This window comes from Stenotrophomonas sp. JAG2 (assembly GCF_041080745.1).
Classification (GTDB): domain Bacteria; phylum Pseudomonadota; class Gammaproteobacteria; order Xanthomonadales; family Xanthomonadaceae; genus Stenotrophomonas; species Stenotrophomonas maltophilia_AA.
The window spans coordinates 46683-65346 of record NZ_JBEUMH010000003.1 but is presented as its reverse complement, the minus strand read 5'-3'; the positions used below and the strand labels follow the sequence as shown (position 1 = coordinate 65346).

Sequence of the window (18664 nt, the reverse complement as noted above, 5' to 3'; positions counted from 1 at the left end):
TGCGCAATCCGCGCAAGGACTATGGCTGCCGCCTCGCCCCCTTCTGGATGGCCGGCAGAAGACCCTCTACGCCAAACCCACCCTCGTAATCGAACAGACACCAAGTGATGCCACGCTCCCCCGCCATTCGGGCGACGGAGGATAGCCAGACAACACGCTCCTCCGCAGGGGCGCGCTTGAAGACACCGAACTCACCGAGAAACAGAGGTGCGTCGTTCCGCGACATCCAACCATCCACCGACCTGAAGTCAATCGCCAGGCGCGTGCGATCCGCGTAACTACCCCACGCGATGTTTCGGCGCTCGGCAAGACTTGGATGGGCCTTCAGCCAGTCAGCCCCCTGATGGGTGAAACTCATGGGATTGTAGTAGTGGAACGTGTAAATGATCCGTTCCTGATCATGGTCTGCTGGAGGCAGATCCCATATCGTCGAGTAGCCTTTGCCACCAACGATGATCGAATGGTGACGATCCTTCGACCTGACCAGCTTGATCAACTGGGGATAGAGGGCGCCCCACTGACTGACCATCTCCCCCTTCGGCTCATTCAGGAGCTCGTAGGAGACGTCGAAGCGCGTATCGGAGAACATCCCCGCCGTCCTTGACCAGAAGTCGGTTGTCAGCCTCCTGCATTCTGAGGCATCGACTCCACAGCGATTGGATTCGTGCAGATCGATGATCATATGCAGGCCAACCGAATTGCCATATGTCACAAGCACACGAAGCGACTGATACCAAGCATCGATAGCGTCCTCGCCGCCATCTGCAACCGCTGCAGGGAAGAGATTCAGCCTGATCGACCTGAAGCCCTCTTGGCGGGCCTGGAGCAGCAGCGCCTTTGTCTCCTCCATACGGGAATTCTGGTACCAGAGCTTGTTCTCAGAAAGCACATTCACGCAGGGAGCCGGCACGCCAGCCCCGTGGGCGGATCCAATGCAAAGCAGCAATGCCACAGACGTCCAGATGTATCTCAATGGCGCCACCTTACGCTGACCGAAGCACCATGCATTCTGCAGACGCGCTTATACACTTGCCCGGCCCCAGCCCTGGGCGGCGAGCCTGCGAGGCGGTTCGAACAGGAACATCAATTGCCATCGCTTGCAGAGCCTGTACAGGACCACGGGCAATGCAATACCGGCCACGAGACCAGCAATGACGTGAAGCCACACGGGGCATTCGGGCCATGCCCTTGAGAGCCCGACCCTCATCCCGCTTGCCACAAGAATGTGGCCGAGGTAGATGTACATGGACATCCTCCCCAGATAGGCCAAGCCCGAGGAAAGACGACCTGTAACCAGGGAGGCGACGCTGACGGTTGCTGCAATGCCCGTGCACGCAATCAGCAGGGAAAACAGGCTCCGATCCGAGTATCGCAAGCCTGCGAAGGAATGGAAGACGTACTCGACAACCGCAAATGTAGAGAACAACACGAGCGTCACCATCGGCGCACGTCCGATCTCCGCCTTGGACAGCCTGAAGAAAACGACACCCAACACGAAGAACACCATCATGCGTGCGGCATGAATGAAGGGGCCCATGTCCTCTGCGCGCGCGAAAATGAACGATAGCGCTGCAGCGCCCATAATCAGGTAGGGCAGCCAGCGAGCTTTGAAGGAAAACAGCACCGCGCTGACTATGAATATCTGGAACAACGCATAGAGAAACCAGAACTGTGCCCTGGGCGCCCACAGTAGTGCCAGCACATCACCCGCCTCCGTCGCACCATTCGTATATCGTGCCAGCAGAACCTCGATGAAGCCCTGCAGCAGCGACCAGACGAGATACGGGTACAGAATCGTGTCGACCTTTGAAAGGACCACACCGCCAACCCCTCGCTTGGCCAGTGCCTGATCAAGGAAGATGCCGGCCAAGAAGAAGAACAACGGCATGTGGAACGAATAGATGACACTGTCCACGATCTGAAATGTTGAGCTGTCTGGTGCCAGACCCGCAGACACCAGGCCCCGCATGACGTGACCGTAGACGACAAGCATGATACCCATGCCTTTCGCCACATCGATCCAGTGGAAACGCTTGCCACTCATAGTTACCATCAGAACCTGTCCTTAGTCAGAACGTTGACCACTGGATGTCATCCTCCGATATGCCCAGCCGGCGCCATTGACACTCATCGCCTGTCTTTGGCAACAGCGAGGAGGAAGGCGGGGATACCGATGACGTAACGATTGAACAATCTTCGCGGCTCCAGCAACAGGCGATATAGCCACTCAGCGCGAATCAACCGCAGAAACCGCGGCGCGCGAGTGAACCGTCGCGCTTTGAAGTCCAGGATCGCGCCACCGCAGATCAACAACACGTCCGTCTGCACCGCGGTCCGGATGAGGTTGGCGACGGCCTCCTGCTTGGGCATTCCCATTCCCAGCACTACGATAGCCTGGCCCCGTGCTGGCACGTGAGCACGGAAGTGCTGAAGATACTCCGCAGGCTCCCTGAAGCCGTCCAGAGAATGGAATTCCCGACCATTGAAGAGGGCGTCACCGCCCCTCTTCAACCAAGGCTCGGAGGTGCCATAAGCAAAGAACTGCACGCGAGGTCCCAAGGAGGAGGATGCGAATTCAATGAGCGCTGGAATGAGGTCTGTGCCGTTCAGGTTGTCTTTTGCGTCGAGCCCGAACGCTCTGCACGCGAGTGCCATCCCGATCCCATCCCTGAAGATGACATCCAAAGCGTCAAACGCTTCATAGGCGGCGGGGTCGCGGCGCGCCAGGTTGTATCCGTGTTGATTGAGGAAGCCAACCGACGCCGGCCCCTCCACATCAAGAAGCTCCTGAAAGATCGCTTGCAGCTCTGCTGCATCCGCCAGACGGCACTTGAGCACCAAACTCCGCATGCGCAGGGGTCTGGAGCGGCCGGGTTGCGCATCAGCCTTCATCATCAGCCCCTACACGGCGACCCACCGCCAACACGAGGCCCAACGCAAAGTACACACTGTTGATTGCACTGACCGACAGCCCATTGGCGATCAGCAGGACAATGAAACACAACCTCACGCGACTCGGCACGTGATCCATCATTCGCCACATGGCCCCGACGATGAAGAGGAGGCCAATCACGCCGTGGTCGTAGATAACCCGCATGTTGAACGAATGAAGAATCACTGAGTAGCAGGTGCCATCGTTCCGATAGCTGAAAAGCCCTCTGTAGGCAGAAAGCTGATTGCACGCCCACTGAGGGAGAGCCGTGATCCTCGGCTCGCCGACCAGGTAGTTCCACCAATGCCAGTCACTGATGGCCTCAGTGAACACAAAGAAGAACCGGACACGATCGATGTTTTCCACACCACCCGCACCCGCTCTAAGCTGAAACAGGATGGCCCCCATTATCACCGCTGCGACCAAGCCACCAATCGCGAGCAGATCGCGACGTCGCAACCGCCCTCTCACCAGCAAGAAGGCAATGACGATTGCAAAGCACAGAGCGGACGAACGCGACCCCGATATGAATACAATCGCGCCAAGCGCAAGCATTTCCCCAATGTGGATTCTGTCGCGCGCCAAACAGGCAAGGTAGAACACCATGCACACGAGCAGCAGTTCAAAGTTGTTCTCGGTCAGGACGATCGGACGATCGATCTCCAGGAAAAATTTCTTTACTGAGTAGATGACCAGGAACAACGTGAGCAGAAATCGATTCAGCCGGACGATATCCGACTCCGATAGAAATCTCGCACCGGAGATGGGTATCAACAGGAGCAGGTACCAGAACGACTTGTAGGCCTGGAAGAAGTCGAGAAAGTTGGCCTTCCTAATGACAACCGCCAGCACCACGCCCGCAAGAATGTACAAAAGCAGGAACATCGCCAGAAAGATCTTTGACCTCGGTACTCGCGCACTGTACAGACTGAGCACGGCCAGAAGCACCATGAAAGGCTCAAGCAACGGGGTCAACCAGCCAATGTCGGCAAAATTGATGATGCCACCGACCAGGAAGATTCCACCCAACCCGAAGTAGAGGGCACTGGATAGCGGGTCGCGACGGCGGATGGTGAAGCCATTCATGGAGGTGTTCCAGGTCACAGATTTATTGTAAGGCTCAGTGCGGTGCGGCGATTGCGGACGGTCCAGCGTCTACGCACCACTTCTACAAGGCGTCGTTCCGCCCTGACAGGACCGGATCCGTATGGGGGCGCACGAAGCCAATCAGCATCTTGCGGTGCAAGGCCCAGTCACTTGCCTGACAATGCAAATATGCGCCCCACCAACGTTGGTGCGTCAAAGCCTTTGACCGCTTGGGACACGCCGGAACGCTCGATCTGCTGGGAGCGGACCACGCGTTGCGCAATGTTGAGCGGATTGCGATCACAGGTGTAACCAGTCACTCCATCGCGAACGATGCCGCCCGTGTCGCTTCCTTCAGTGACCACGGCCGGGAGGCCCGACGCCATGGCTTCGACCAGTACGCGGGCAAATCCTTCATAGCCCGGATGCGACGTCATCAGAAATACGCCACCCCGCGCCATGTCCTGTGCCACCTGCTTGGGTCCGACGCGGCCGTGCAGTGTAATACGCCCTTTTACGTTCGGCTCCAGACGCTCCACCAGGCGAGCCACTGACTCGAATCGCGTTCCGGAGCCAAGCATCTCGAGCGTCCACGGCGTAGCCGGATCGACTGAAACCAGCGCTTCCAACACAGCCACTGCCAGCTCGGGATCCTTGGGCACCTCGAACCGCCCCACCCATATGATCGAATTTGGATTCTCATGAGCGGGCTCCTGCTCGATCAGTGCAGGATCAAACCACGTGGGGAAGAAGTGTGCCCGTTGATTCCACTGCTTCACCGTCTGCGCATACTGATCGTTGAAGACCATGATGGCCCTCGCTCTCTTGGCGACCCGCCGCTCCAGCACATGATGCAGACCGCCAAAGAACCTCCAGAAACTGTCGGATGTCTTCCCGGTCAGACCATTTTCCTGGGTATGGACGAAGTACACCTGCGGACGCGCGGACAGCAACCCGACCGCAGCCGCCATATCCATCCGGTGCACATGAAACGCCTCGCTCGCCGGAAGCTTGCGCCAGTTCATGACGACGGCCAGGAACAGTCGGATCGAGTGAGGGATCAGCCGGGACTGGTTCCCCGGGTCTAGGCGAACAGCAGGAAGAAACCAGAAATCGGCGCCGCCGAGATTATGGCGCTCCCACTTCCCAACCTGGCGACCAGGAACGTCCGCGCCAGCGTCCACGCCAACAAAGGCCAAACTCTTGTCGCGGGGGAAGTAACGAGCGATCCCCCTCAGACAGGTGTCGATTCCGCCCGGCGAGGGTCGCGCTGGGTCGAACTGGTGGATAACCAGGCGATCGACGGACTTCGGTGGGATGGAGTGCTCAACGAACATCGGATACGCCCTTTCTCAATTCCATTTTGTAACCTTCTTCCAGGATGCTATCCACGCGCTGCCTTCTTGTTTCGCCGGACATCTCGACCTCTGCTCGCCATCCGCGTACTTTGTCGACAAAATCTTCATATTCGCAAATGTACTTCGCAGGATTTCCAGCCACCACAGACCCGGAGGGTATGGATTTGGTCACGACAGAGCCAGCCCCAATGACGCAGCGGGAACCGATCCGCACGCCCGGCATTATTGTGGAACCGGCGCCAATGAAGCAGCCATCGCCCACCGAGATTCTCGCGTAGCGATACCGCCGTCCTTTTTCATCCGACACCAGCCATCCTGAGCCATCGTGATTGACGAAGACAACGTCGGAACTGACAGTCACCCGGGATCCGATGCTGATCAACCAGGGTTCCGAGCCAAACCTACTGGTCAGGATGCGGCAGCCTTCGCCGACAGTCGCTCCTTTTCTCCTCGCAAAGGCGACGCCACCAAGAATTTTGTACATCAGCTTGTCAAGCATATATCCCTCACATTGCGGCGATCAACGTGGATGTGCCGCAGGATTCCCTCAGCATCTTCCACGAACATCGCCTTGCAACTAGATTCATTAAGAGCCTGTGGATCAACGGAAAGCCATCTGTTCATTCTGCTCTCCTGATGAACCAGAGACTCACGAATGTATGAATCACGTATCCCAAGCTTGCCGCTACGGTGAACCAAGCCATCGCCGAGATCACGGTGTAGCCCATCCATAGCGGGATTGCGAGAGAGAAAATCCTCAACAGGACTTGAATTACACCGAACGCCAGGTTGAGGCGCTGCAACCTCAGCGCTGATGCCGCGAACGAAATGGGGAGCCGCGCCACGAGCGCGAGCAATGTGATACCCAACAGGGCAGCGAAGAACTGGACGTCCTGCCAGTCATCGCTCAGCAGTGTACGGGTCACCAGCACGGCCAACATGACCAGCGGGACTACCGTGACAAGGCCGGCCGCGAACGAAATGGCCACATACCGGAACATGCGACGGGCCATCGCCCCCCCTTTCCTAGCCGTGCCAAGATGGCGCAGGAACAAAGGGCGCAGGCTGCCAGAGACGACGAAAAAGGGAACGAAAAGCAGATTGAACCCCATCCAGTACATGCCAACTGCGTGCTTCTCAGAGAACATCGAAAGGACGTACACGGCACACTGAAGCTCGACGACACTAAGAAGTGCCGATGAGGATCCGTAGAATATCTCCTGCTTTGATGACCGATAGATTCTCCGGGCATCCGTCTTTCTCAACGAGCGTGCGGCTGAAACGCCGGCTGAAACGTCCGACCGCAGCAGCAGTGCACCAGCAGCCCACGCGACGACGCGCGCACCGATCAGAGACAGCCCAATCGGAGCAATCTTCGCACCCACGATCTGCAGAACCGCAGTGGAGAAAGACACCACCAGATTCATGCGTCCCAAACGTGAGAGCTGCCCTGGCGACGAGTTCTGCGTCGGCAGCACATATGTCACCAAGGATGACAGGAGAACGCCAATGGGCACCAACGCCACCCACGACGGTGCAAGGCCAAGAACTGCAGCAGTTACGCAAAGCGGTAGCGCAATCAGCAGCAGGCACATGTTGACTGCATACGACATTGCGACGAAGTTTCGACGGGCAGCTTCGGTCTTGCAGACGAGGGCGCGAATTTCAAAGCGGGCGCCCGATGCCATGGATAGAAGGGCGCAGAACGATGTAAACAGCCCCAACTCACCGTATACATCCGGCGTCACCAATCGTGCTACCCAGAACGTACTGAGCAGCACCGCTACTTGACCGAGGCCACGATTCATGACCAACCCAACGACCGGGTGGCGTAGCGCATTGCGTGTGCGCGCGATGATCATGCGACCCTCGCCTTTGCCCTGAGTGCGGCGAGCCGGCCACCGAGGGGCCTGCGGCCGCGGTCCGGCAACCAGCACGGCAGCCAGAGTCTGCTATGCAACATTGCCCAGCACTCTCAGGTAGTGGTCGGTAATGACGGGCGCCGAGAAATCCTTCGCCCGCCCGACCAGCGGCTCGATATCAACCTCTTTCTCCAGTGATGAGAGTATTGCACCAGCCAATGCGACGCGGTCGCCGACGGGGACCAATTGCCCGAACTTTCCACCGGCAAGCACCTCCTCGGGACCATAGTCGCACCGGGTCGATACCACTTTTGCGCCTACGGAAAGTGCTTCCACCAAGACATTTGCAAGCCCCTCGTATCGCGAAGCGAGCACGAATACTTTGCATTGAGCAAGGAAAGGCCGGGGGTCTTTCACAAACCCCATGAAATGCACCCGGGCATTGATGCCCAACTCCACGGCGTAGCTCTGCAAAGGGGCGAGCAGAGGCCCATTACCCAGTATCACCAGATGGACGTCCTGATCGGCCTCGGCGACGACGGCAAATGCCGCCAGCAGATCATCGTAGCCCTTCTGCTCAACCAGTCTTCCGATTGCGAGGATGAAACGCTGCGCACCGAAGGGAACCGGCGTCAGTCCGTCCTCCGGTTCCTGCGCCATGTACGCAGGGTTGTGGATGACACTGATCTTCTCGATCGGAAATCTACAAGCCCGGGACATATCCTCCGCGATGCCGTGGGAGACTGCAATTACACCATCCGCAAGGGGGAGCAACCGCCGGTAGAGCAGCGGTACAACCCTCTGGGCGAGCGACTCACTGCTTGATTGTCTGGTAAGCGCATTGTGCTGGGTGACGAACACCTTCGTCTTCGACCGCGCGAGACGCGCGGCCAGGATTGCGACGATATTCTGAGGCCCGAGGCTTGATACCAACCACTCCGGCCGCACCGTCCGAAGGTAGCGGACAAGGGGAAAAATCGACGTCAGCGTCCTGCCTGCCTTCAGATCAACTATCCGCACTCCCGGCGGCACCTGGTCAAGATACTCACCTTGGGCCTGACAGAGTACGAAGTCCACCTCGAAGCCTCTTGAAAGAAGCTCCGTGGCGAGCACGATCCGCATTTTTTCGACCCCGCCACTGGCCAGGCGCGGAAAATGAAAAGCAATCCTCACAGCATTCCCTTCCTTGATGAATAGTGAAGACTCCGCTCGACCTTCGGAATCACACCCTGAATCGAGAAGCCATCAATTTTCATCTTGTCGACCATAAGCAAATGAGGTAGGACAGTGGGGCCGAAGCGGCCACCCTCGCGAGCAGCGGAGCATTCGATAACTCAGTCAACCCCAAAGAGATCCCTGGTATAAACCTTGTCGCCAACGTCGACGATTTCGGCGGTCAACCTGTTCGCAATGATCACATCGCATCGCGCCTTGAAAGCATCAAGATCATTGACCACAGGCGAATTGTAGAAATCTTCAACCTCAAGAACGGGCTCATGGACGATCACCTCCACGCCCTTGGCCTTGATCCTCTTCATGATGCCCTGCACGCTGGACGCTCTGAAGTTGTCTGATGCGGACTTCATGATCAGCCGGTACACGCCAACGACCTTGGGACGGCGGCGAAGAATATCGTCAGCAATGAAGTCCTTGCGTGTGGAGTTGGAGGAGACAATGGCCTGGATCAGATTCTGTGGAACCTGGTTGTAGTTGGCCAGCAACTGCTTCGTATCCTTGGGAAGACAATAGCCCCCGTATCCAAACGATGGATTGTTGTAGTCGGCGCCGATCCGCGGATCGAGGCAGACACCTTCAATGATCTGCCGGGTATCCAGGCCGTGACTTGCGGCGTAGGTATCCAACTCATTGAAGTACGCCACGCGCATCGCGAGATACGTGTTGGCAAACAGCTTTATGGCCTCGGCCTCCGTCGACTCGGTGAAGAGCAGTGGCACGTTCTGCTTTACCGCACCCTGCCTCATCAGTTCAGCGAACTGTTCCGCGCGCGGGGAACGCTCACCGACAACAATTCGGCTCGGATGGAGGTTGTCGTATAGCGCACGCCCTTCCCGAAGAAACTCAGGGGAGAAGATGATTCCATCGACCCCGAACTTCTGCCTCATGCTTGCGGTGAACCCGACCGGCACAGTGGATTTGATGATCATTACCGCAGCGGGGTTGACGGAGATGACGTCCGCTATGACAGACTCAACCGACGAAGTATTGAAGTAGTTCGTACTCACGTCATAGTCGGTAGGGGTCGCGATTATGACGAAATCAGCGCCTTCGTATGCATGGACCTTGTCCAGTGTTGCCGTAAGATCAAGGGCGGCAGTGTCGAGGAACTGCTGGATTTCCGCATCGACGATCGGAGACCTGCGCTGGTTGATCAGATCAACCTTGCGGCCATCCAGATCCAGGGCGACTACATGATGATGCTGGGCGAGCAGAACGGCATTGGACAGGCCGACGTAGCCCGTTCCCGCTATTGCAATCTTCTTCTTATCCATAAGTACGCACCAAATTTGAAATACACAGTTCATCCGACGCCTGACTTGGCGGCGCGTAGCGACTGGATCGCGCTGCCCCGGGAGCGCACACCGGGGTGGATGGCAAATTCGCGGATGGCGAGCCTGAGCCCGCATACCGGCTTCGTTGAAGGCTTGGCACTCGCTGCTGAAGAGGATTCATCCCTGCCCCAGCAGAATCCGAGTATCAGTCCTCGGTGGACTGATACTGGTAATAGCCATAGCTGTAGTAGCCGGTCGTCCGACGTTCGACGGCGTTGAAGATTGCTCCCTTCAACTTGACATTGTTCTGCTCGAAACGCTTTTTGGCGAGCTCCACTTCACGCGGCTGGTTCAAGCCGAATCGCGTAACGAGCAGACTGGTGCCGGCATGGTGCGCGATGACCGCAGCGTCAGTGACCGCCAGGATCGGGGGCGTATCGATGATCACCAGGTCGTAGTTCCGGGATACCTGCTCGAGCAAGGAAGTGAAGTTCTCGTGCATCAAGAGCTCGGACGGATTGGGCGGCACCTCGCCGCGGGAGATGAAGCTGAGTGCCTCCAACCCCGGCATTGCGCGGATGCCCTGCTCGAACGATGCCTTCCCTACCAGAATGTCGGACAGTCCAGGCGTCTGCTTCATGCCGAACGCTTTATGCAACGTACCCTTTCGCATGTCGGCGTCGATGATCAGGACCTTCTGCCCTGCCTGGGCCATGACAACGGCCAGATTTGCAGACACGAAGGTTTTACCCGCATGCGGGCTGCAGCCCGAGATCAGCACGACGTTGTTCTTGGCTTCCAGACGAGCGAAATGAAGGCTCGTGCGAAGGCTTCGGATCGCCTCGACAGCCAGGTCAGCCGGATCCTTGATTGCCAGGACGTGCACCTTGCCGTCGCCCGGCCCACGTCCACGGACCGAGTCAGACTCTTGGCTGGTACTGGTGGGGATGGACGCGTACACAGGGAGCCCCAGCTCCTCGATCTGTGCGGGGTCCTCGATACCGCGATTGAGCAACTGGCGGAGGAGGACGACGGCTACCGCAATGAAGCCACCGAGCAGCGTGCCGATCAGAACGACCAGCGACTTGCGGGGCTTGATGGGACTTGTCGCATCTACGGCCGCTGCGTCGACGATGCGCACATTGCCCACAGTGCCTGCTCGCGCAACGTCGAGTTGCTGAGCTTGATTGAGCAGGGCCGTATACATTTCATTGCTGACCTGGAGATCACGGGTCAAGCGCAGAATCTCCTGCTGAGCATCCGGCAGTTTTTTAACCTGATTCTGGAAGCTGGCCTTGCGGCCTTCCAGCTGACTGATCTGACGAACGAGCGCCTGGTATGCGGGGTGATCCCGGGTGAACTTGCGGTCCATCTCCGCCTGCTGCAACCGAAGCTGCTGGATGCCACCCTCAACCGTCACTTCCTGATCCAGAAGTCCCTTCGTCTGAAGCGTCAGGTCAACGGAATTGACTCGTGTCTGGTATGCACTCATCGATGCCTGCGCAGCATCGACCTGCCTGCGGACGTTCGGCAGCTGCTCCTTGACGAATGTCAGCTGCGCCGACGCCTCCGCCGAGTTGCGTTCCACGTTCTGACGAACGTAGGCCTGCGCCACATGCTGCAGGAACTCCTGTGCGGCGAGAGGGTTCGGATGCTCGTATCCGAGCGACAGGATGCCGGAGTCCTTTCCGGACTCGATCACCTGCACCTGGTCCTGCAGGTCGCTGATCACGTTCAGCGTCCGGAGTTTGGTTACTTTGAAACGCGTACCCGGGTTCGCATCGAGCTTGCTTACCTGGATCTTCACTTCATTTCGCTCGGCAGGCTCGCCAACGTGACCTTCCAGGAGCACGCCGCCATCACTGTTCTCCAGCGTGAAAGCGCCCTTCTTTTCTCCGGCCAGAAGCGTCATCTGCTGATTCAGAAGCCGATCAGGAACCTGCAGCTGAAAAACTTCCAGCGACTCTCCGCCCCATCCATAGCTGTTCATCCCCAACCAGGGCGGAGCAAGGGTACCAGGCGACTTTGCTTCAGCCCGGCGGACCAGGAACGACCCCAACACGGGAAAGCGAACCGCCTGGACGTCGATGTCCAGGTTGAGTTCGTCAACTGCGCTGCCAACAACGGAACGCGACGTAATAAGCGCGATCTCGGTCGTGGCCGCGGCCTTGCCACTGCCAATGCCAAGCGATTGGCCAATATCTGCCAAGCCGGGAACCGAGGGGACCTTCGATTCGACCTGAACCAAGGCATTGGCGCGATAAATTGGAGTCGCAAGAAGCGCGTAGCCAACGCTCGCCGCGAAGAATATCCCGGTAATACCTATAATCAACCATCTCTGGTCAACCAGGGCGCCTAGCAGATGGCGCAGATCGATTTCATCCGCAGCGGCCGTGGCGGCTCGGGAATCTTGACTCGTCATAGGTGAAGAACTTTGCTCGAAGTATTGAAGTGATTCGATGTCGGCGACTGCGTTACAAGTAACGCGTCCAGCTCTCCACGCCTTCAGCCATCAGCTTGTAGACGTGTTCGAAGGCCGGTCGCTGCTGGCGGTAGGGATCGGGGATATCGCGGTCGTTCTGCCACTTGCCCAGCAGGAAGGTCTTTCCAGAAGCTTCCGGCGCCTGCTCGGTGATGCGCTTGACGTGCTTGCGCTCCATGGTCAGCACCAGGTCGGCGGCGGACAGGATGGCAGGGCTGATCTGTCGCGCACGATGGGCCGTCCCGTCCAGGCCATGCTCGACGAGCAGCGCCTGGGCAGTGGCATCGATGCCATGATTCACCAGCGCTCCCAGTCCGGCCGAGGAAACCTGGATGCCCCGGTCGCCAAGGGCGTTCCGCAGCATGACTTCGGCAGAAGGACTACGGCAGATGTTGCCGACACACACAAAGAGAATATGCTTGAACACAACTTCCAATCCTGATGCATTCCCGTAACAGGAATGTCGTGCACGGCCGGAATTTCGCCCGCGCGCCCAAACCAACAGGATACCCCAAGGCCCGGACCCGAGGGTCGAGGATCGCCCGCAAGGGCAGGATTTCCCAAGAATTTTTGGATCGCAGCGCGTCTTGAGCGCCCACGATCGCGGGGAAACGTGACCTAGTAGGCGCTTTTCTGCCCCAGCACTTTGGCGACCGTCATGACGATGATGGCCATGTCCAGGCCCGGGCTCCAGCGCCGGATGTAATCGATGTCGTACTGCACGCGCTTCTTCATCGACCGCAGTTCCGGAGTCTCGCCCCGCAGCCCATGCACCTGGGCCCAGCCGGTGATGCCAGGCTTGACGTAATGGCGGTGCATGTAACGCTCGATCAGGCGCTCATAGTGGTTGTTGTGCTGCACCGCATGGGGACGCGGCCCCACGACGGACATGCTGCCTCCCAGGACATTGAAGAACTGGGGCAGCTCGTCCAGGCTGGTGCGCCGCAGGAAGGCGCCGAAGCGGGTGACGCGCGGATCGCCACGGGTCGCCTGGACGATCGTGCCCACGGACTCCTGGTGCATCTTCATGGAGCGGAACTTGAGCATCCAGAATTCCTTGCCGCCCTGCCCGTGCCGGCGCTGGCGGAACAGCACGGGGCCCGGGGAGCTGAGCTTCACGCCGATGGCCAGCACCAGGAACAGCGGCATCAGTGCCAGCACGGCGATACTGGCCACCATGAGGTCTTCCACGCGCTTGGCCACCATGTAGTTGCCCTTGGCCAAGCCCTGCCGGAGATTGATGACCGGAACCGGGCCGATCTGCTCGACGGTGGGGTTGAGCATGCTGAAGCCATGGATGTCGGGCACCAGCTTGACCGGCACCGGGTAGCGCTCCAGCAGCTTGAGCAGCTTCTTGACTTCACCGGTATCGGACAGCGGCAGCGACACCCACACCTGCTCGATGTTGTGGTGATTCGCGCTCAGGTAGGTGTCCAGCGCGTCCAAGGCCCCCAGCTTGCGCGGCTTGTCGCTATGCCGGGGCGTGGGAATATCTTCGTGCGAAGCGAAGTAGCCGATGATCTCGATGCCGCTGCCGTTGCGGGCCTTGAGATGCCGGTGCAACTTCAGCACGGGGGCTCGAAGGCCGACCACCACGACCCGCTGCCGGTCGATGCCCTTGGCCCGCAGCACGTGCATGCGCGCGCGCACCACGATCCGCCACCCGGCCAGGCCGGCGTAGCCGAGAATGAACCAGGTCAGCAGCCAAGGGACCGGGACGCTGTCGCTCGAGCCGACCACCAGCGCATGGGTGGCGAACAGGCAGAAGACGCCCGTCCAAACCAGAAGGAGCATTCCCACGCAGCGCAGGAATGGCCGACTGCGCCATTGGCGATACAGAGGCGAGAGCGAGAAGCACAGCAGGCCGTAGAGCATCACCAGCCCGATGATCGAGCGCTCATGCGGACTGATCGCCACCATGCCGAAATGGATGACATAGGCCACCGCGGCTGCCAGCATCGCGATGACCAGATCACCTACCTTGAAGAGCGCATCCAGCGCAGCCTTCGCTTCCAGCGTACGGTGCAGGAACGTCTTTCCGTCCTGCACGCCGCCCAACGATCCATGTAACAAAAGCACTCTCCTGAGACGGTATTACGGCGCGAGGCGGGTGGAGACCCTAGATAGGTGGATGAATGTGCGTCAATTTTATACCACACCGCTGTCGCAATCGGAATCTTTAACGCACGCAACCCTATGAATACGCAGGAAGTCCTGCGAATTCACCCGGATAACATCGACTGAGCTACCGTGCGTGGCACATCCATTGCATCCGCTCCCTGCTCCCGGACATCCACATGGCCAAAGCGCCGCTTGACCTGACCACCGGCCCCATCGGGCGCAATCTGTTCCTGTTCGCCCTGCCGATCCTGGCCGGCAACATCGCCCAGTCGATGAACGGCTCAGTGAATGCGATCTGGGTCGGCCGCTTCCTTGGCGAGGCAGCGCTGACCGCCACGGCGAACGCCAACAACATCATGTTCTTCCTGATCGGCTCGGTGTTCGGGATCGGCATGGCCGCCTCGATCCTGATCGGCCAGTCGATGGGCGCGCGCGATCTGCCCCAGGCCCGGCGCGTGATGGGCACCAGTGCGACCTTCTTCATCGGCCTGTCCGTCGTGATCGCGATCGCCGGCTGGTGGCTGTCGCACCCGCTGCTGGCGGCGATGGGCACGCCCGCCGAATCCCTGCCGCTGGCCGAGGCCTACCTGCGCATCATCTTCCTGGCGATGCCGACGCTGTACGCCTTCGCCTTCCTGAGTTCGGCGCTGCGCGGCGTGGGCGATTCACGCACGCCGTTCCGCTTCCTGCTGCTCTCGGTGGTGCTGGATATCGGCTTCAACCCGCTGCTGATCTTCGGCATCGGCCCCTTCCCGCAGCTCGGCATCGCCGGCGCGGCCTGGGCCACGCTGATCGCGCAGACCCTCTCGCTGCTCGGCCTGCTCTGGTACATGCGCAACAAGCGCCACGCGCTGTGGCTGGGGCGCAAGGACATGGCGCTGTTCAAGATCGACGGCGAAATCCTGCGCGCCCTGGTGGTCAAGGGCGTGCCGATGGGCCTGCAGATGGTGCTGATCTCGCTGTCCATGATCCTGATGATGACCATGGTCAACAGCTACGGCACCGACACCGCCGCCGCATATGGCGCCTCGCTGCAGCTGTGGACGTACGTACAGATGCCGGCAATGGCGATCGGCGCAGCGTGCTCGACCATGGCCGCGCAGAATGTCGGCGCGCAGCGCTGGGACCGCGTGCGCGGCACTGCGCGCAGCGGCGTGCTCTACAACTTCCTGCTGACCGGCGTGCTGATCCTGCCGCTGATCCTGCTCGACCGCTACACGCTGGCCCTGTTCCTGCCCGAGGGAAGCCAGGCGCTGGAAGTGGCGCGCCACCTCAACCACATCGCGGTGTGGTCGTTCCTGTTCTTCGGCGTGAACTTCGTGATCTCCGGCGTGGTGCGCTCGACCGGCGCGGTGATTCCGCCGCTGCTGATCCTGGCCGCCTCGCTGTGGGGCATCCGCGTGCCGTTCGCCGAACTGCTGCAGGACCGCTGGGGCGCCGATGCGGTGTGGTGGAGTTTCCCGGTCAGCTCGTTCTGCGCGATGCTGATGTCGCTGGCGTATTACCGCTGGGGCGGCTGGCGCAAGGCGCGCATGCTGCCCAGCCACCGCGAGGAACTGGCCGCACCGGCCGAGGTCCCCGCTTCGCCCCCCTCGCCGGTGGCGGACCCGAACCCGACCACGCCGCTCCAGCCGGCCCCGGCGGGCACCGCACGGCCGGATTAAGGGGCGCGCCCCTGCAGGAGCGTCTTCCAGGCGGGCAGTTTGTAGCGACGGCGCTGGTAGCGCATCAGCAGCGCCATCAGCACGCCGAACAACAGCCCGGCCATGACAGCACTGCCGATGGTGATACCCAGCGTAAGTGAGCCAAGGTCCAGTACCAGCCACATCAAGGCACGCCACAACACACCCCACAACACGCCGAACAGCCCGCCCATCACGAACAGGTTGGCACTGAAGCTGGCGAGCAGCGGTGGCGGCACGCGCAGTCCCATGCGCCACAACAGCCGATGCATCGGCGGTGCGCGCATGCCGACAGGCACATTGGCGTCGGCCATGGCCTGCAGCGCGTGACGAACATCGGCGGGATAACGGTTCATGCGCATCTCCATCACGCGGCCACAAATGCAAACGGCCACCCGAAGGTGGCCGTTTGAGGCGACAACCGGAGTTGTCGGCCGGGAATTACTGGGCAGCCTTGGCAGCCAGGCGCGCGGCCTTGGCCTGCGCAGCAGCAGCCAGATCTTCCTTGATGCGGGCAGCCTTGCCTTCCAGGCCACGCAGGTAGTACAGCTTGCCGGCGCGGACCTTACCACGACGCTTCACTTCGACCGAGTCGATGATGGCGCTGTGGGTCTGGAAAACGCGCTCGACGCCGTAGCCGTGCGAGATCTTGCGGACGGTGAACGCGGAGTTCAGGCCGGCGTTCTTGGTGCCGATGACGACGCCTTCGTAAGCCTGGACGCGCTCACGGTTGCCTTCCTTCACCTTCACGTTAACGACGACGGTGTCACCCTGGCTGAACTTCGGCAGCTCGCGGGTGATCTGGGCGGATTCGAAGTCCGAGAGGATGGATTTGTTCAGCTTGCTCATGGGTGCACCGATAGTGTTCGGGTGGTCGTGTCGTTCGACAACGTGGGCTCATGCAGTCACCGGACTGTGCTGCACGTTTTTTTGTAGGGATCCTACCAACGGGCCCAAAAGGCCGATGGCAATCCCGAATTGTAAACAAGATTCCGCCCCTGCGCTAGGGGGTCGGATCCTTGGCCACGGCCTGCCGCGCCTGCTCCAGCAGGAGGCGGTCGGCCTTGGACAACTGGCCTTCGTCGAGCAGGTCCGGCCGCCGCAGCGCCGTGCGCAGCAGCGACTGCTGCCGGCGCCAGCGGGCGATGGCGGCATGGTTGCCCGAGCGCAGCACATCGGGGACGGCGCCCCATTCATGCTGGGCCGGATGGCTGTAATGCGGGCAGTCCAGCAGACCCTGCGGGCCTTCGAAACTGTCCTGGGCGGCCGATTCAGCATCGCCGAGGGCCCCCTCCTGCAGCCGGGTCACTGCATCGACGATCACCGCCGCGCCCAGCTCACCGCCGGACAGGACGTAATCGCCGAGCGAGATTTCCTCGGTGACCTCGGCCTCGAGGAAGCGCTCATCGATGCCTTCATAACGGCCACAGAGCAGGATCATCCGCGGCAGCGCCGCCAGCTCGCGGACCTTGGCCTGGGTCAGCGGCTTACCCTGAGGACTGAGGTAGATCACCGGCGCGGGCGCCGGATCGGCCGCTTTCGCGGCCGCCAGGCAGGCCCGGAGCGGCTCGATCAGCATGACCATGCCCGGGCCACCCCCGAATGGACGGTCGTCCACCCGGCGGTAGTTGCCTTCGGCATAGTCACGCGGATTCCAGCCGTGCAGTTCAAGCAGGCCGCGCTCAGCGGCACGGCCGACCACGCCCAGCGCGGCCGACTGCGCCATGAACTCGGGGAACAACGTGACGACGTCGATACGCATCCGGCCTAGAACTCCGGATCCCAGTCGACCACGATCAGGTTGGCCTCGAAATCCACCGAGACGACGAACTCGGGCTGCACGAACGGAATCATCCGCTCACGATCACCCTGCACCACGAGCACGTCGTTGGAGCCGGTCGAGAACAGGTGCGAAGCCCGCCCCAGTTCAACGCCATCGACGGTGCGCACCTGCAGACCTTCCAGATCGACCCAGTAATACTCGTCGGACTTCGGGGGCGGCAGTGCACTGCGTGCGACATAGACTTCGGTCCCGTACATCGCCTCGACCACATCGCGGTCGGTGATGTCGGGAAACACGGCCACGAGATGCTTGCCGGACTGACGTCCGCGCGCACCGGTAAGCGTGCTCTCCTGGCCGGCGGGGGTCCGCAGGATCCAGGGCTGGTAGTGGAAAATGGCGGTACGCGGCTCGGTCCAGGACTCGAGCTTGATCTCGCCTCGCACACCAAAAGCGCCGACAATCCTGCCCAGCAGGATCCGGCGCTCGGTATCTTTCATCTGTATGGACCGAATGGGCCGCGGCAGGCGCGGCCCTTCAGGATCAGGCCGCGGAGGCCTGGGCCTTGGTCGCTTCCTTGTACAGGTTGCGAACCTTGTCGGTCATCTGGGCGCCGTTGGCGACCCACTTGTCGACCAGCGGCAGGTCCAGCACGATGCGGGACTCGGCACCCTGGGCAACCGGGTTGTAATAACCGACGCGCTCGATGTTGCGGCCATCACGGGCGCTGCGCGAGTCGGTCACGATGATGTGGTAGAACGGACGCTTCTTGGCGCCGCCGCGGGTCAGTCGAATCTTGACCATGGTGTTGTTTCCTCAATTGCCCAGTCGCCAGGATGGCGCGGTAAGCC

Annotated in this window: 18 protein-coding genes; 1 reads left to right on the top strand and 17 read right to left on the bottom strand. The window is 60.3% G+C overall.

All coding sequences use genetic code 11. The features are described 5' to 3' along the window. Nucleotides 1-19: 19 nt before the first annotated feature. The 12 genes from AB9O74_RS04465 to AB9O74_RS04410 all read right to left on the bottom strand — a co-directional run bounded on the left by AB9O74_RS04465 (nucleotide 20) and on the right by AB9O74_RS04410 (nucleotide 14279). Nucleotides 20-895 carry a glycoside hydrolase family 5 protein gene (locus AB9O74_RS04465; RefSeq protein WP_369348591.1) on the bottom strand — a complete coding sequence of 292 codons (876 nt, stop codon included), beginning with the start codon at nucleotides 893-895 and terminating at the stop codon, nucleotides 20-22. 126 nt (nucleotides 896-1021) lie between these two features. Continuing rightward, nucleotides 1022-2044, bottom strand: coding sequence for an acyltransferase family protein (locus AB9O74_RS04460; protein ID WP_369348590.1), 1023 nt, complete (start codon nucleotides 2042-2044; stop codon nucleotides 1022-1024). 83 nt (nucleotides 2045-2127) lie between these two features. Next, a complete protein-coding gene (locus AB9O74_RS04455; protein WP_369348589.1) occupies nucleotides 2128-2895 on the bottom strand; it encodes a WecB/TagA/CpsF family glycosyltransferase in 768 nt (255 codons plus the stop codon). Next, nucleotides 2882-4018, bottom strand: coding sequence for a hypothetical protein (locus AB9O74_RS04450; protein WP_369348588.1), 1137 nt, complete (start codon nucleotides 4016-4018; stop codon nucleotides 2882-2884). Before AB9O74_RS04450 ends, AB9O74_RS04455 begins: the two co-directional genes overlap by 14 nt. A gap of 167 nt (nucleotides 4019-4185) precedes the next feature. Then, entirely contained in the window at nucleotides 4186-5355 is a 1170-nt protein-coding gene (locus AB9O74_RS04445; RefSeq protein WP_369348587.1) for a glycosyltransferase family 4 protein, read from the bottom strand. Continuing rightward, a complete protein-coding gene (locus AB9O74_RS04440; protein WP_369348586.1) occupies nucleotides 5345-5875 on the bottom strand; it encodes a DapH/DapD/GlmU-related protein in 531 nt (176 codons plus the stop codon). The genes AB9O74_RS04445 and AB9O74_RS04440 overlap by 11 nt, the downstream gene beginning before the upstream one ends. Before the next feature lie 121 nt (nucleotides 5876-5996). After that, on the bottom strand, nucleotides 5997-7238 hold the full coding sequence (locus tag AB9O74_RS04435; RefSeq protein WP_369348585.1) for a lipopolysaccharide biosynthesis protein: 1242 nt from the start codon (nucleotides 7236-7238) through the stop codon (nucleotides 5997-5999). Nucleotides 7239-7328: 90 nt separating this feature from the next. Continuing rightward, a complete protein-coding gene (locus tag AB9O74_RS04430) occupies nucleotides 7329-8411 on the bottom strand; it encodes a glycosyltransferase (RefSeq protein WP_369348584.1) in 1083 nt (360 codons plus the stop codon). A gap of 161 nt (nucleotides 8412-8572) precedes the next feature. Then, nucleotides 8573-9748, bottom strand: coding sequence for a nucleotide sugar dehydrogenase (locus AB9O74_RS04425; RefSeq protein WP_369348583.1), 1176 nt, complete (start codon nucleotides 9746-9748; stop codon nucleotides 8573-8575). Between the two features lie 205 nt (nucleotides 9749-9953). Further along, nucleotides 9954-12170, bottom strand: a complete 2217-nt coding sequence (locus tag AB9O74_RS04420; RefSeq protein ID WP_369348582.1) for a polysaccharide biosynthesis tyrosine autokinase — start codon at nucleotides 12168-12170, stop codon at nucleotides 9954-9956. 52 nt (nucleotides 12171-12222) lie between these two features. Beyond that, nucleotides 12223-12657, bottom strand: coding sequence for a low molecular weight protein-tyrosine-phosphatase (locus AB9O74_RS04415; protein WP_369348739.1), 435 nt, complete (start codon nucleotides 12655-12657; stop codon nucleotides 12223-12225). Nucleotides 12658-12848: 191 nt separating this feature from the next. Beyond that, the gene (locus tag AB9O74_RS04410) at nucleotides 12849-14279 is read right to left on the bottom strand and encodes an undecaprenyl-phosphate glucose phosphotransferase (RefSeq protein ID WP_369348581.1); all 1431 of its coding nucleotides are present in this window, start codon (nucleotides 14277-14279) and stop codon (nucleotides 12849-12851) included. A 248-nt stretch (nucleotides 14280-14527) separates the two neighbouring features. Here AB9O74_RS04410 and AB9O74_RS04405 point away from each other — a divergent pair, with 248 nt between their 5' ends. Beyond that, complete coding sequence (locus AB9O74_RS04405) at nucleotides 14528-16015, top strand: MATE family efflux transporter (RefSeq protein WP_369348580.1); 1488 nt, start codon at nucleotides 14528-14530, stop codon at nucleotides 16013-16015. Here AB9O74_RS04405 and AB9O74_RS04400 read toward each other — a convergent pair. The 5 genes from AB9O74_RS04400 to rpsP form a co-directional block, all read right to left on the bottom strand. Beyond that, a complete protein-coding gene (locus tag AB9O74_RS04400; protein ID WP_369348579.1) occupies nucleotides 16012-16389 on the bottom strand; it encodes a DUF6404 family protein in 378 nt (125 codons plus the stop codon). The genes AB9O74_RS04405 and AB9O74_RS04400 overlap by 4 nt on opposite strands. 85 nt (nucleotides 16390-16474) lie before the next feature. Continuing rightward, entirely contained in the window at nucleotides 16475-16882 is a 408-nt protein-coding gene (gene rplS, locus AB9O74_RS04395) for a 50S ribosomal protein L19 (RefSeq protein ID WP_019184486.1), read from the bottom strand. A 154-nt stretch (nucleotides 16883-17036) separates the two neighbouring features. Next, nucleotides 17037-17795, bottom strand: a complete 759-nt coding sequence (trmD, locus tag AB9O74_RS04390; RefSeq protein WP_369348578.1) for a tRNA (guanosine(37)-N1)-methyltransferase TrmD — start codon at nucleotides 17793-17795, stop codon at nucleotides 17037-17039. Nucleotides 17796-17800: 5 nt separating this feature from the next. Beyond that, nucleotides 17801-18313, bottom strand: a complete 513-nt coding sequence (gene rimM / locus AB9O74_RS04385; RefSeq protein ID WP_369348577.1) for a ribosome maturation factor RimM — start codon at nucleotides 18311-18313, stop codon at nucleotides 17801-17803. A 43-nt stretch (nucleotides 18314-18356) separates the two neighbouring features. Beyond that, nucleotides 18357-18617: a 30S ribosomal protein S16 gene (gene rpsP / locus AB9O74_RS04380; protein ID WP_017356068.1), complete on the bottom strand. Its 261-nt coding sequence runs from the start codon at nucleotides 18615-18617 to the stop codon at nucleotides 18357-18359. Between the last annotated feature and the right edge of the window lie 47 nt (nucleotides 18618-18664).